12 protein-coding genes are annotated in these 13863 nt (G+C 64.8%); 6 read left to right on the top strand and 6 right to left on the bottom strand.

From position 1 onward, the window contains the following. Window positions 1-23: 23 nt before the first annotated feature. From BM190_RS33545 to BM190_RS33525, 5 genes are read left to right on the top strand one after another with little or no spacing between them, the layout of a single operon-like run. A complete protein-coding gene (locus BM190_RS33545; protein ID WP_092261861.1) occupies window positions 24-1265 on the top strand; it encodes an ABC transporter substrate-binding protein in 1242 nt (413 codons plus the stop codon). A gap of 11 nt (window positions 1266-1276) precedes the next feature. Beyond that, window positions 1277-2152, top strand: a complete 876-nt coding sequence (locus BM190_RS33540; protein WP_018320760.1) for a branched-chain amino acid ABC transporter permease — start codon at window positions 1277-1279, stop codon at window positions 2150-2152. After that, window positions 2149-3147, top strand: coding sequence for a branched-chain amino acid ABC transporter permease (locus BM190_RS33535; protein ID WP_092261841.1), 999 nt, complete (start codon window positions 2149-2151; stop codon window positions 3145-3147). The genes BM190_RS33540 and BM190_RS33535 overlap by 4 nt, the downstream gene beginning before the upstream one ends. Then, window positions 3144-3899, top strand: coding sequence for an ABC transporter ATP-binding protein (locus BM190_RS33530; protein WP_092261840.1), 756 nt, complete (start codon window positions 3144-3146; stop codon window positions 3897-3899). The genes BM190_RS33535 and BM190_RS33530 overlap by 4 nt, the downstream gene beginning before the upstream one ends. Then, the gene (locus BM190_RS33525; RefSeq protein WP_092261839.1) at window positions 3892-4611 is read left to right on the top strand and encodes an ABC transporter ATP-binding protein; all 720 of its coding nucleotides are present in this window, start codon (window positions 3892-3894) and stop codon (window positions 4609-4611) included. Before BM190_RS33530 ends, BM190_RS33525 begins: the two co-directional genes overlap by 8 nt. 6 nt (window positions 4612-4617) lie before the next feature. Here BM190_RS33525 and BM190_RS33520 read toward each other — a convergent pair whose 3' ends face one another. The 5 genes from BM190_RS33520 to BM190_RS33500 form a co-directional block, all read right to left on the bottom strand. Further along, complete coding sequence (locus tag BM190_RS33520) at window positions 4618-6621, bottom strand: putative bifunctional diguanylate cyclase/phosphodiesterase (RefSeq protein ID WP_092261838.1); 2004 nt, start codon at window positions 6619-6621, stop codon at window positions 4618-4620. A 336-nt stretch (window positions 6622-6957) separates the two neighbouring features. After that, complete coding sequence (locus tag BM190_RS33515; RefSeq protein ID WP_177237453.1) at window positions 6958-7230, bottom strand: TonB-dependent receptor plug domain-containing protein; 273 nt, start codon at window positions 7228-7230, stop codon at window positions 6958-6960. 63 nt (window positions 7231-7293) lie between these two features. Beyond that, the gene (locus BM190_RS33510; RefSeq protein WP_092261836.1) at window positions 7294-8541 is read right to left on the bottom strand and encodes a hypothetical protein; all 1248 of its coding nucleotides are present in this window, start codon (window positions 8539-8541) and stop codon (window positions 7294-7296) included. Window positions 8542-8789: 248 nt separating this feature from the next. Next, on the bottom strand, window positions 8790-11384 hold the full coding sequence (locus BM190_RS33505; RefSeq protein WP_177237452.1) for an autotransporter family protein: 2595 nt from the start codon (window positions 11382-11384) through the stop codon (window positions 8790-8792). 484 nt (window positions 11385-11868) lie between these two features. Beyond that, entirely contained in the window at window positions 11869-12168 is a 300-nt protein-coding gene (locus tag BM190_RS33500; protein ID WP_092261834.1) for a hypothetical protein, read from the bottom strand. 161 nt (window positions 12169-12329) lie between these two features. Between BM190_RS33500 and BM190_RS33495 the strand changes: the two genes are divergently transcribed. Continuing rightward, window positions 12330-13139, top strand: a complete 810-nt coding sequence (locus BM190_RS33495) for an ABC transporter substrate-binding protein (RefSeq protein ID WP_092261833.1) — start codon at window positions 12330-12332, stop codon at window positions 13137-13139. Here BM190_RS33495 and BM190_RS33490 read toward each other — a convergent pair. Further along, window positions 13113-13811 (bottom strand): ABC transporter permease, encoded by a 699-nt coding sequence (locus tag BM190_RS33490; protein WP_018320750.1) that lies wholly within the window; start codon window positions 13809-13811, stop codon window positions 13113-13115. The genes BM190_RS33495 and BM190_RS33490 overlap by 27 nt on opposite strands. Between the last annotated feature and the right edge of the window lie 52 nt (window positions 13812-13863).

Below are 13863 nucleotides of genomic sequence, written 5' to 3'. Positions count from 1 at the left end.
AAAAAAGACAGTTGGAGGAAATCATGCCCAAATCCGGTTCGACCCCGAAAGTAACCCGCCGCACTGCGCTCGCCGGCCTTTCGGCAAGCGCGGCGCTGCTCGCCATGCCCCGGCTCGGCCGTGCGGCCGACGAGACGATCCGCATCGGCTTCCCGACGCCGCTGACCGGCCCCTTCGCAGCGGAAGCACGCGATCAGGTCAAATGCGCCGAACTCGCGGTGAAGCTCGTCAACGATAAGGGTGGCATCGGCGGCCGCAAGGTCGAGCTGCTGGTGCGCGATGACAAGCTCAACGCCGGCGAGGCCGCGACGCGTACGCTCGAGCTGATCGAGAAGGACAAGGTTCATGCCGTGGTCGGCGCGCTCTCCAGCGCTGTGCAGCTTGCGGTCAACGAGGTCACGCGCGCCCGCGGCGTGATCTACGTCTCGATCAGCCAGTCCGACACCATCAACGAGGCCAAGGATTTCAGCAAATACACGTTTCACGAGGCGCTGAACCCGCACATGACGACAGCCGCGGTGGCGCGGCAGACGCTGAAGAAGGGCATGAAAGTCGCCCATCTCGTCGCCGATTATGCCTACGGTCATGAGATGCTGCGCGGCTTCAAGCGTGCGCAGGCGGCGATTGGCGCGGACAATGTCGGCGAGATCCTGCATCCGTTCGGTGCAGCCGACTATTCCACCTTCATGCCGCGCCTGATGTCGATGCGGCCGGACGTGCTCTGCATCTCCAATTTCGGCCGCGACCAGGCCAATGCGATCAAGCAGGCCGTGGATTTCGGCGTCAAGCAGCAGATGAAGATCGTGGTCCCCGTCATCCTGCACAACCAGCGGCTCGCAGTCGGCCCCGACGTATTCGAGGGCGTGGTCGGCGGCGCCAATTATTATTGGGGCCTGGAGGCGCAGAGCAAGTCGGCCGCCAGCTTCAACGCGGCGTTCAAGGCCGCCAATGGCGGCGCGATCCCGACCGATTACGGTGCCTACGGCTATTCCGGCGTCGGATCGCTGCTGGCCGCGATGCAGGTCGCCGACGGCACCGACACCGACAAGGTGGTCGATGCTCTCGAAAAACTGCAATATGATCTGACCAAGAGCCCGCAGCATTACCGCAAATGTGACCACCAATCGGTGCAGTCGGTGCTGGTGCTGGAGTCCAAGAAGAAGTCCGCCATGGCGGGCGACAACGATCTGTTCGCCATTCTCGCCAACGACACAGGCTCGGACGACATGCTGCGCAGCTGCAGCGAGCTCGGCCACGCCACGTAAGTCTTGAGACGATGGACCTGTCGCTGATCATCATGCAGCTTCTCTCCGGGATCGCCCTTGGGGCGGTCCTGGTGATCACTGCGCTTGGACTGACGATCGTGTTCGGCATGCTCGGGGTGGTCAACTTCGCCCATGGTGCGCTGTTCATGATCGGGGCCTATGCGGGGCTGTATCTGGCCTCTCTCACCGGAAGCTTCTGGTGGGGGCTGCTGCTGGCGCCCATCCTGATCGGCGCCTTCGGCATGCTGATCGAGTTCGTGCTGATCCGCAGGCTGTATGGACGCTCGATCGACGATCCGCTGCTGCTCACCTTCGGCCTCAGCTACGTCCTGGTCGAGGGCGTGCGCATCGTGTTCGGCAGCGACGGCATTCCGTTTCCGACCCCGCCGCAGCTGATCGGCGTGCTCGATCTCGGCATCGGCTTCTTCCCGCGTTACCGCCTGTTCGTCATCGTGCTGGTGGCGGTGGTGCTGCTGGCGCTCTGGCTGACGCTGGAGAAGACCCGGGTCGGCCTGATCGTGCGCGCGGGTGCGCGCGATCCCACCATCATGCAGGTGCTCGGCGTCGACATCGGCCGCGTCTGGCTCGCGATCTTCGGGCTCGGCGTCGGACTTGCCGCACTCGGCGGCGTGCTCGCCGGGCCGATGCGCAGCGTCAATCCGGAGATGGGCTCGCTGGTTCTGGCCGAAGCCTTCGTCGTCACCGTGATCGGCGGCCTCGGCTCGATCGTCGGCGCGGTCGTGGCCGGCCTCATGGTCGGCATTTCCATCAGCCTGGTGGCGCTGTTCGCGCCTGAAATGGCGACCATCGTGATGTTCGCGCTGATGGCGGTGGTGCTGCTGATCCGCCCGCAAGGCCTGTTCGGGGTGAGAGGGAGGACGGCGTGACGCATCCTTCGAGCGGCGAGGTTATCGCCAAGCCTGCGCCGAGCGGGCTCGGCCGGCTTCTCGACCATCGCGTGCTGCTCTCCATCGCCGTGCTGGCGATATTGCCCTGGCTGCTGCCGTCCAAGGCGCTCGCCGTCAACGTCCTGATCTACGGCGTCGTGGTGATGGGCTACAATCTGCTGTTCGGCTACACCGGGCTGTTGTCGTTCGGCCAAGCCGCGTTCTTCGGTGCGGGGGCCTACTTCACCGGCATTGCGATCGGGCGTTACGGCGTGCCGTGGTTTGCCGCGGTCGCGATCGCCGTGGGTCTCAGCACCTGCCTTGCGGCCGTGATCGGAATCATCTCGACGCGCACCCGCGGCATCTATTTCTCCATGGTCACGCTCGCGCTGGCGCAGCTCGTCTATTACGTCGCGCTCCAGGCCTCGTCCTTCACCGGCGGCGAGAACGGCCTGCGCGGCTTCACCGTCGACCGCATCAGCCTGTTCGGCCATCAAGTCAACTTCCTCGACCCCGTCAACAAATATTACGTGCTGATGGCCTTTGCGGCGCTGGCGATGTGGTTCCAGTCGCGCATCCTGAATTCGCCGTTCGGGGCCGTCATCGAGGCGATCCGCGAGAACGAGCAGCGGGCGCGGGCCTGCGGCTACGATGTCGAACGCAGCAAGCTGGTCGTGTTCATGCTGTCGGGCGCGATCTCCTCGCTCGGCGGCTGCATGCTGGCGCTGCATTTGTCGATCGTGCCGCTCGACATCCTGCACTACCAGACCTCGGGTATGATCGTGATGATGGTGCTGCTCGGCGGCGCCCGCAGCTTTTTCGGGCCCTTCGTCGGCGCGGCGAGCTTCCTGATCCTGGAGGACGTCATCTCGCTGTGGACGCCGCATTGGCAGATTTTCGTCGGCGCGATCTTCGTGCTGTTCGTGCTGTTCCTGCCCAAGGGCATCTGGGGAACGCTGCTGGACGTCCTCGGTATCGGAAAGGCGCGGCGATGAGCGGCGAGCTGCTTCGCGCCGAGGGAATCGGCAAGCGCTTCGGCGGCTTCGTCGCGCTCGAGGATATCACCCTGTCCTTTGCGGCGGGACAGCTGACCTCGATTATCGGGCCGAACGGGGCCGGCAAGAGTACGTTCTTCAACATCCTCTCCGGTGTATTGACGCCGACGTCCGGCAAGTTGCACTTCCGCGGACGCGAGCTGAACGGCCTGCCGCAGCACCGTTTCGTGCACCAGGGCATTTCGCGCTCCTACCAGATCACCAACATCTTTCCGGATCTGTCGGTGCATGAGAACGTCCGCGTCGCGGCGCAGGCGCTGGCTGTGAGCTACGACATCTGGCGGAATCGCGCTCGGCTGACCGAATTGCATGCGCGTGCTGATGCGGCGCTCGACGCGGTGGGGCTGCTCGGCAAGCGAAGCGAATTTGCAAAATTCCTCTCGCATGGCCAGCAGCGCGCGCTGGAGATCGCGATCGCGCTGGTCTCCGAGCCCGAGTTGCTGCTGCTCGACGAGCCGACCGCCGGCATGGGACCGGAAGAGACCAAGGATATGGTCGCGCTGCTGGAGCGGCTTGCCGACAAGCGCACCGTGCTCCTGGTGGAGCACAAGATGAAGATGGTGCTGGGCCTGTCCAAGCGCGTCGTGGTGCTGCATCATGGCCGCCTGCTCGCCGACGGCGCGCCCGACGAGATCAGGAGCAATCCGGAGGTCCGCCGGGTCTATCTCGGACAGAGTGAAGGTTATGGCTGAAACCGCGCTGCTCGAAATCGAAGATCTCCACGCCTGGTATGGGGCGAGCCACATCCTCCACGGCATCTCCCTGCACGTGAAGGAGGGCGAGGTGGTTGCCCTCGTCGGCCGCAACGGCGCCGGCAAGACCACAACCTTGCGAACCATGATGGGCCTGATGCCGAAGGCGACCGGCCGCGCGCGCTTTGCGGGCAGGGAGCTCCTGCCATTGCGCGCCCATCAGCGCTTCCACCTCGGTCTCGCTTACGTGCCCGAGGAGCGGCGCATCGTTCCCGGGCTGTCGGTGCGCGAGAATCTCCGGCTCGGCCTGGTCGCGGCCGGCAGCGACATCGAGGAGCGGACGGCGATCGACGAGATCGCCGAAACCTTTCCGCGCCTGAAGGAGCGCCTCGACCAGGAGGGCGTGACGCTCTCCGGCGGCGAGCAGCAGATGCTGGCGATCGCGCGCGCGCTGATCGGCAAGCCCAAGATGATCCTGCTGGATGAACCCTCGGAGGGCATCATGCCCGTCCTCGTCGAGGAGATGGGCGTGCTGTTCCGCCGCCTGCGCGACGAGGGCAAGACACTGCTGCTGGTCGAGCAGAACGTCGAATGGGCTCTTCGATTGGCCGACCGCGCCGTGATCATCGACCAGGGCGAGGTCGTGCATCAAAGCAGCGCGGCGGCGCTGCTCGCGGACAAGGACATCCAGGAACGCTACTGCGCGGTGTGAGCGGTCTCAGGCCACGACCTTGGCGCCGTCGAGGCGCTGGCGTTCGTTCGCCAGATAGTCGCCGATCGCATCGCCCGACATGGGTTTTGCGAAATAATAGCCCTGGATGAAGTCGCAGCCGAGCCGGCGCAAGGTATCGAGCTGGGCGCGGGTCTCGACTCCCTCGACGACGCAGGCGATCTCCATGTCGTCGCAGAGGCCCGTCAGTGACTTGATGATCTTGTGACTGACCGGATTCTCGTTGATGTCGGCGACGAAGCTGCGGTCGACCTTGATCTTGTCGAGCGGCAGCCGGTGCACGTGGCTCAGCGACGAATAGCCCGTGCCGAAATCGTCCAGCGAAATGCCGCAGCCCATCGCCTTCAGCGTCGCGACCGACTGCTGCGCGCGCACGAAATCGAAGGTGACGGCGGTCTCGGTGATCTCGAAATCGATCCGTCGTGGCGACAGGCCGCTTTTCTCGATGATGGAGATCAGGGGCAGGATGCCTTCGGCAGCGCAGACGTCGTGCGCAGACAGGTTGAACGACAGGCGGATGTCGTCGGGCCAGGTCTTGGCGGTCGCGAGCGCGCGGGCCAGCAGCGTCTGCGTCAGTGGCCGGATCAGGCCGATGCGCTCGGCGGCAGGGATGAAGTCGGCAGGGGACACCCAGCCGAGACGGGGGCTGTGCCAGCGCGCCAGCGTCTCGAAGCCCGCAGTGTGCTCGCTCATGGCGTCGACGATCGGCTGGAACACCAGCTCCATCTCGGCGCCAAAATCGGAGGTGCGCAACAAATTCTCGATCACGCCGCGGCTCCGGATCTCGGCTTCGAGCTCGCCCGAGAAGATCACGGTGCGGCCGCGCTGATGGCGCTTGGCGTGATAAAGCGAATAGTCGGCACATTCATAGAGAGCTTCCGACGTCGTCGCGGAGTCCGGAAACAGCGCAAACCCGATCGAGCAGGACAACCCGGTGTGCGCGGTGTCGAGCTGGTAAGGCAGCTTGACCTGCCCGCCGATGCGTTCGCCAAGCCGTGCCAGATCGGCATCGTCGGGGTCATCACAGACGACGAGGCCAAACTCGTCGCCGCCGAGCCGGGCGAATTCCACGCGTTGCGGGCCGAAGCCCTCGCAGACCTCGCGGATGCGGCGGCCCGCCTCGATGAGCACGCGGTCGCCGACGCTGTGGCCGTAATTGTCGTTGATCGGCTTGAAGCCGTCGAGGTCGATGATGCCGACCGCGACGCGAACGTTCCTGCGCTCGGCGTCGGCAAAGGCGCTCGACAGCTCGGCGAAGAAGCGGCGGCGGTTCGGCAGCTCGGTGAGGGAATCGAGATTGGCGAGGCGGAAGTTCTCGTCCGAGAGCGCCTGCGTCGCCGCTTGCTGTGCCAGCAGCGACTTGCGGCTGGCGACGAGATCGGCGAAGTCCCGGTAGTAGATGGTCAGCACCGTCACCATCGCGCCGGTGACAAGGAGATTGTTGACGGCCATCGCCTCCAGCGTCGGCTCGCCGGTGGCGAAGTAGAACACGACGTACGGCACGTCGACGACGAGAGTCACGATCAGTGCGGCCGAACGCAGATGCATCAGCGAGAAGATGCAGCCGATCACGGTCACCGCCATGTAGAAAGCGACCTGGCTCTTGGCAAAGGGATCGCCGTAGGGATAGAGGGCGAACGACCAGATGGTGAAGCCCGCCGCGATCGGGGCCGCGATCCAGTTGGTGAGACGCAGATTGCGCAGGATGTCGGCGTCGCTGCGGACGAGGTGGCGCTGCCGCAGCCACCAGAAGGTCCGATAGCCCGCCACCGCGACCAACGCGCCCGGCACGATCATGCTGAGCGAGGCCGGCGCCAGCGGCACATAGGTATATGCGACCGCGATCGTGTTGGTGATCAGGATGAAGTAGAGCAGCGGGATCTGCTTGGAGAAGGCGTCGAACTGCGCGCGCGTCAACTCGGGATTGTCGGCCGGCACGCGAAACAGCCGCATTGCGGCGGCGAAGTGAGACTTCAAATCGGCAACAGGCATTGAAATACGAGCCCCGGATCCCTGAAATTGCCGGCGATCTTGCATAGCGTGGGTAAAGGGCGCGTTAGATCGGGTCTTGCGCGAAAGACCTGCACAGGGTTGCACGCTACCGCAGAATTTCCGGCCGCGTGCAAGGGTGAGGCCGTGTTAACGATACGGGGCCGCGTCGGCAGGCATATCGGCGGCGAAGTCCTGCAAAAGCCGACGTTACGCTCTGCTAACCATGCGCTTCGGCGCAACGATGCTTCGCATCGCCCGGAATGCGCCGACCTCTCCCGCAAGCGGGAGCGGTGAACGAGCCACCGCGGGAATGATTCAGCCTAATGCCATTCCGCTCTAGCGTCCGACCGTGACGCCGGCGGTCGAGCGCATGGCATCGCGGAGGCTCCTCGCGTTCATGTCGTCGAGGACTTCTCGCGTCAGCACGGTGGTCTGGCCGGGCGTGTTGAGGATGGTCTCGCCGCGCGAGGAGGAGAGCCGGTCCGCCTTGTAGGGCGCGGCTGGATCGGTGGCGGGCCTGTGGTGAGGCCGCTTGCTGGAGGCCGCAAAGGCTCCTTGCGAGACGCAGACGGCGGCGATCACGATCAGTCGCAACAGCTTTGCAGGCATGCGATCCCCCATATTCGGGAAACTCAGCCTAGCACAAACGTGACGGCGCTGCAGCGGAAAGGATCAGGCCAGAGCGGCCTGGCGTTCCCGCGTCGGTTCGCGGACACGCTCGGGTTTCCCAGGCTCGGCGAGCCGGGCGAAACTGCGATGGCTCGCCAGTGCGGGGGCTTCGACGATGACGCCCTCGCAGACGATCTGTCCGCCGAGCATCTTGAATTCCAGCTTGTCGTAGCGCGGCATCGTCTCGCCGGGCGCAGGCGGCAGCAGCCCGACGCTGCCCTGGATGTTCAGCGTGGCTTCGCCGGTGCCGTGAAGCCGGGGATTCCACATCCTGATTCCGCTTTCCGCCCAGCGCTGCCGGATCAGCGCGGTGCGATCGGCAGGTTCCGTTGCTTTCGCGCGAAGTTTCGGCGCACTGCGAATCTCCTCAGCGGGAGCTGCGAGAGCCGGAGCCGGCTCATCATGCGTGACCACGATGGCGTCGGCCGAAGAGTCGTCCGCGGCGACAGGGGCAGGATCGCTTGCAGCGACCGGCTCGATCGCCACCGCGGTGCCGGAGGTGGGATCGCTGTCGATGCTCTCTTCAACGACAGGTTCCGCCGAGACATCGGGATCGGCAAGCGTGACATGAGTGTCGTCTACAATGGGCTCGACATCCGCGGCGGCGACAGTGGAGGGATCGTCGGCAACGACGAGAGCGGGAGCGTCAACCGAAGCGACATCAACCGAAACAACATCAAGCGAAGCGACCTCGAGATTGGACGAGGTCTCCTCCACGACATCGGGCTCAACGTCGGTCGTGAGCTCGGGAGATGGATCGCTGCTGATGACGGGCTCAGCGGCTTTGGCCGGCTCGTCCTCGATGTCGATGGCCGCGACCGCTTCGGTGGCGACGGGCTCGAGCTTCGTCGAGACCTCTACAGGCGGATCATTGTCGATGACGGGTTCAGGAACATCGACTGGTTTGGGACCATCGACCGTTTCGCTGATGACTTCGTCCGAAGCCAAGACCTCTGCCACGAAGACCGGCTCGACATCTGACGGCGCCTGCTGCAGGGACTCGTCGCTGCCGGCGATATCGGCTGCTGCCTCTGTGATGACAGGGTTGGCGGTGCCGTCCTCCGCGACCGCGGCGTCGCTGCGCAGTGGATTAGTGCCGATGCCGATGTCGAGAGCCGGAAGAGCGTCAGCACCCTCAGTAACGATGACGGGCTGTTCCGCGACGACCGCCGCACCGTCGATGCTGCCGCCCTGCGGCAAGGGCCGAAGCCGGGTGAACGCCCATTTCACCGCGGGGATGCGGCGCAGCAACGATATCAGTCTCGAAAGCACAGGGAGTTGTCCAAGAGGTACTCGGCGTGAGGCAATCGCTGATTCGCCAGCAATGTGAAAAACTGCCCCGGCCGTCACACCCCTGTCAATGTAGGCGGGACCAATTGCAGAACATCCACGCGTTCGTCGCGTGCGCGTGGTGACCGGATCAAGTGTCGGCCATCACACTGAGACCGCGATCGTCGTGACGCTGCAGCGCGATCGACCGCTACCTTCGCGGGCAGCGCTCACCACACCAGACGGAAGCCGCCGGTGCCCCTATAGCTGTGATTGTCCGCGGGAGCATCGAGGCTCGCGCGATAGGTGAGCTCGCCGAACACGGCATAGCGGCCGTTGGCCCAGCTATAGGTGCCGCCGCCGCCGATGCTGCCCGACAGCCGGTCATGGCCGCTGGCGAAGCCGGTGCCGGCGACATCGATCCTGGTGCCTTCGAGAAATTCGTAGTGCAGATTGCCGATGGCATAGAGGTCAGAGCGGACGATGCCCGTGCCGTCGTTCCAGGTGCGCTGATGATTGAGCGATAGCCCGAGGCGGCCGAGCAGGCTGTCGGCGTTGCCGAGCGAGACCAGCGCGCCGAAGCGGTCGGTGAAGGCATCGAAGCCGACCTTCGAATAGGCGAGCTGCGCCTGCGGCGCCAGCCAGAAGCCGTTGCCAATTGCGATCCGCCTGCCGCCCTCGAGGCTGAACGCGTAGCCAAGGCCCTCATTGCCGTGGATCAACGAGCCGACCAGCGCAGATGACAGGTCGCTGCGATAGAACATGGTCTGCGCCTGGCCGTCGACATAGAAGCCGTCATGGCCGTACCAGGTCGCGGTTGCGCCAACGCCGGTTCCTTGCGCGCGGATGCGGCCGTTGCCGAACAGCGAATTGACGAAGGCCGTGGTCAGGCCGTATTGCGCCGTCAGGCTGACGATCAGCCGGCCGCGCGAATTGTCGAGCGCAGCGCCGTCGAGTCCGACTTGCACCTTCATCTCGTCGGAATCATAGGTGGAGCCGGTGGTGTTGGAAGGCCGCAACGCGCTCTGGCCGCCCTCGATCCGGCCCCAGAACGCTGATTGCGTCCATGAGCCCTCGGCCGTCTGCGCGGTATCAATGCCTGCGCGGGCCATCGCTTCGCTGCCGCCCCAATAGCGGTTGCCGGCGCGCTGCTGCAGGCTCGCCGGCTGGTTCATCCCGAGCAGCACCTGTGCGTAGTTCTCGTAGAGGGGAACGCCGGCCTGATAGAGCGGCCCGGCCGGCGCCGATGGCGGCGGATTGATCAGGCTGGACCGCAGATACCAGTCTCCGTCTGCGGGCGTGCTGATCCCGTTCTTCTGCAGCGTATAGGCATAGGCGCCGCCGACCACGGCCTGCTGGCCGCCAATGACGTAATTGCCCTGCAGCGCGAAGGTGCCGTTCGAGGCGCCGGCGACGTCGATCACCTTGATGCCTTCGACGGTCTGCGCGCCGCCGCCGCCGACATTGGCGATGCGCAGCGTGGAGGCACCGGAGGTGGCGCCTTGCACGACCAGGCGATCGGTGATCGAACTGTCGCCATCGAGCGCGGTGTTGAGGAGAAGCGTGCCGCCGCTACCGACATAATTGCCGCTCACCGTTAGCGTGGTCCCCGGCGCGCCGCCGGTTCGCACCAGGCCGGCATTGTCGAGCGATGCGATGGTCTGGTTGAAGCCGTTCAGGTCGAGCGTTGTGCCTGCGGCCGCGACATAGGCGGATGCGGCGCTGAAGGCGCCGGCCGCGCCGGCGCGCAGGGTGCCGCCGGTGATCGTGGTTGCGCCGCCATAGGTGTTGACGCCGGACAGCGTCTGCGTGCCGCCTGATATCTGCAGGCCGCCGGTGCCGCCGAGTGTGCCTGCGAACGTGTCGCCGGCATTGGTGATCGCCAGCGTCTTGGTGCCGAGCACGACGGTGCCGGTGCCGGCAAGGCTCTGAATGTGAGAGGTGGCGTCGACGATGCCGGAAATATCGAATGTCGCATTTGCGACCACACGCCTCGAATTGGCGAGGGCGTCGCTGGCGCCGGCGACGACACCGATGGCGAGCGTGCCCTGCTGGATCACCGTTTCGCCGGTGTAGGTGCTGCCGCCACGAAGGAACAAGGTTCCGTTGCCGGTCTTGGTCAATCCGCCGACGCCGCTGAGGCCGCCCGCGGCTGATGCGATGACGGTGAAGCCGTTGGTGTCGAAGGTCAACCCGCCCGCGGCGATGTTGTTCTGGGCGGCGGTGCCGCCAAAGAAGTTCGCGTTATTGCCCCGGGCGCGGATCACGGCATTGTCGTAATTCACCTGGCCGCCAGCGTTGGCAATGGTGATGAAGCCAGTCTCAAGCGTGCCGCCCTTGACGTTGAGTGTGGCTGTGGAGGTCCCGGCTGGGGTGCCAACAACAGCCCTGCTCGTCGCAACAACGGTTCCATCGTTTTCGATATTGAGCGTGTTCCCTGTTGCAAGAATTTGCAGTGTGCCATTGACGATCCATTGCGAACCGGCTCCGGTCACCGTCAAGGCGGACGTCGCACCGAGGGCGTTGCCAATCGCAATGGTGCTGCCTGTGCTGGTCAGTGTGCTGCCATTTTGAATTGTGAGACTGGTTGTTACGCCGGCTGCAGCACCACCGAGTCTGAAATTACCCGTCGTACTGGTCGCGCCGGGGACCACGCCGAGAACAACGTCTGCAGGCGTGGCGATGAGAACCGCGCCGCCGACGGGCGCTGTTCCGGTGTTCCAGTTCGAGCCCACCGTCCAGTCATTGTTGGTGGCGCCAGTCCAGGTCTGCGCGGCCGCCTGGTCTGGCAAAACCGCCGACAGCGCCGCCGCCGAGGCGCTCATTAACAGCAGGCGCCGGAACGCGGCTCGCTTGCCTGTGAAGGATAGGGGATGCTGTGGATGTCTGCCCCGATCGTCGTTCGCTTGTCGTGAAAACGTCGCAGCCCCGATGCATTCGCGCATGGCGCACAGCCCCTTGTCTTGCTCTTGGTGCTGCGCCGGATGGCGGATCGCCAAACATCATCGACAGCTGATCGTGATTGCGACGGTATGTTGCTGCCTGTGATCGGGTCAATGCTGATCGTTGCCGCGCATCGGGAAAGATGTGCAGTGTGTTTCCGATGCAACGTCAGGTCGACAGAATTAATGCTGCGGTAACTACACCACGCGCGTCGAACATAAATTGATGACGTACACGGCAAGACGGCGACCGGAATCTTGTGCGCGCAACATGACGGAGCGAGCCGAGACTCGCTGCGCCACATGTCGCGGCTGATTCGCGAGCCTCGCGCTTCAAGACGGCCCGGGCCGAGCTCTGCGTCTTGGTCTATCGCCCGCCGGAACCTGAACCTGAACCGGATCCTGAACCCGCGCTGCCTCCGGCCTGGCTGCCCATGTTATTCGTGTTGGTGCCGCCGGCCGACGGCGATTGTGCGCCCTTGCTGTCACTGGCCTCGTTCTGCATGTTCGACGACTTGCCGGTCGTCATTCCCTTGGTCGCGGGGCCGCGCGAGGAGGGGCCGACGTCGCCTTGACCGGAGGCGCCGGGAGCCGGTTGTGTCTGCGCGAAGGCGCTACCGGTCGCCAGCGCCATGATGCATGCGGATGCCAGAATGATCTTTTTCATGGGATTCTCCTTGCCATGACATCTCCGGACAATCCGCCTGCGGCATCGGCGTTCCTGCCGATTTGATGCCATCGCTTCAACTCTCTGCGGCCGAATGTCGGGGTTCCCGTCGCCATCGCCATCGGCTATTCAGGACCGTCATTGTTTGTGGGGGACGACGCATGAGGAAGATTGTCGCCATCGGAGCAGCTTTGCTCTGGTCCACCATCGCATTCGCGCAGGATCGCACCATCACGGTTGCCTCGACCACGTCGACGGAACAGTCGGGCCTGTTCGGCCATCTGCTGCCGCTGTTCTCGAAGGACGAGGGCATCAGCGTGAAGGTCGTTGCCGTCGGTACCGGACAGGCACTGGATATCGGGCGGCGCGGCGATGCCGACGTGGTGTTCGTCCATGACCGGGCTGCCGAAGACAAGTTCATGTCCGAAGGGCAGGGCGTGAAGCGCTTCGACGTCATGTACAACGACTTCGTTGTGGTCGGGCCCAAAAGCGATCCCGCGAAGATCGCCGGCGGCAAGGACGTCACGGATGCGCTGCGCAAGATCGCGGCGGCGAAGGCGCCGTTCATCTCGCGCGGCGACAAATCCGGCACGCACGCGGCCGAGCTCCGGCTGTGGAAGGAGGCGGGCGTCGACATCAGTGCCGGCAAGGACAGCTGGTATCGTGAGATCGGCCAGGGCATGGGCCCGGCGCTGAACATGGCGTCGTCGTCGAACGCTTATGTTCTGTCGGACCGCGGCACCTGGCTGTCGTTCAAGAATCGCGGCGAGCTCGCCATCCTGACGGAGGGCGACAAGCGGCTGTTCAACCAGTACGGCGTCATGCTGGTGAATCCCGAGAAGCACCCGAATGTGAAGGCGAAGGATGGGCAGGCCTTCATCGACTGGCTCGTGTCATCGAAGGGGCAGGAGGCGATCGCCGGATACAAGGTTGGCGGCGAGCAGCTATTTTTCCCCAACGCGTCCCACTAGCAGGAAGGCGATGGTCGACACCGCGACGCTGAGCGCGAGCAGGATCAGGCCGAGCCCGAGTGCCAGCGGCAGATCGCCCTTGCTGGTCTCCAGCGCGATCGCGGTCGTCATCGTGCGCGTGAAGCCGCGGATGTTGCCGCCGACGATGATGATGGCACCGACCTCGGCGATGGCGCGCCCGAAGGCCGCGAGAAACGCCGTCAGCAGCGAGGTCCGGCCCAGCGCGTACAGCAGCGCCATGCAGCGGAAGATCGACAGCCCGTCGATCCGTGCCAGATCGCCATATTCCGCCCACAGCAGGCTCGCGGGCCGGTGCACCAGCGCCACCACGATCGGCGTGGCCAGCAGCGTCTGCGCGATCACCATGGCGGCCGGCGTGAACAACAATCCGGCCGCGCCGAGCGGGCCGGACCGCGACAGCAGAAGATAGAGCGCGAGCCCGACCACGACCGGCGGAAGACCGAGCAGCGCATTGGTCAGCACGATGATGACCTGCCGCCCGCGGAAACGCGTGATCGCAAGCAAGGCGCCGATCGGTGCACCGATCAGCAGGGCAAGGACGCTCGCGGTCAGGCTGACGCGCACCGACAATGCGACGATGCCGAGCAGCTCGGCGTCGGCTTCGCCGATCAGCGAGAGCGCCGCGCCAACGGATCGTGCGAAGTCGTTCATGCGGCCTGACGCTTCGGTGCCGGGCGGAATGCCTCCTGATCGTCGATATCGG

The sequence above is a fragment of the Bradyrhizobium sp. Rc3b genome (assembly GCF_900114915.1).
In the GTDB taxonomy this organism is placed as follows: Bacteria; Pseudomonadota; Alphaproteobacteria; order Rhizobiales; family Xanthobacteraceae; genus Bradyrhizobium.
This window is presented reverse-complemented; position numbering and strand designations above follow the sequence as displayed.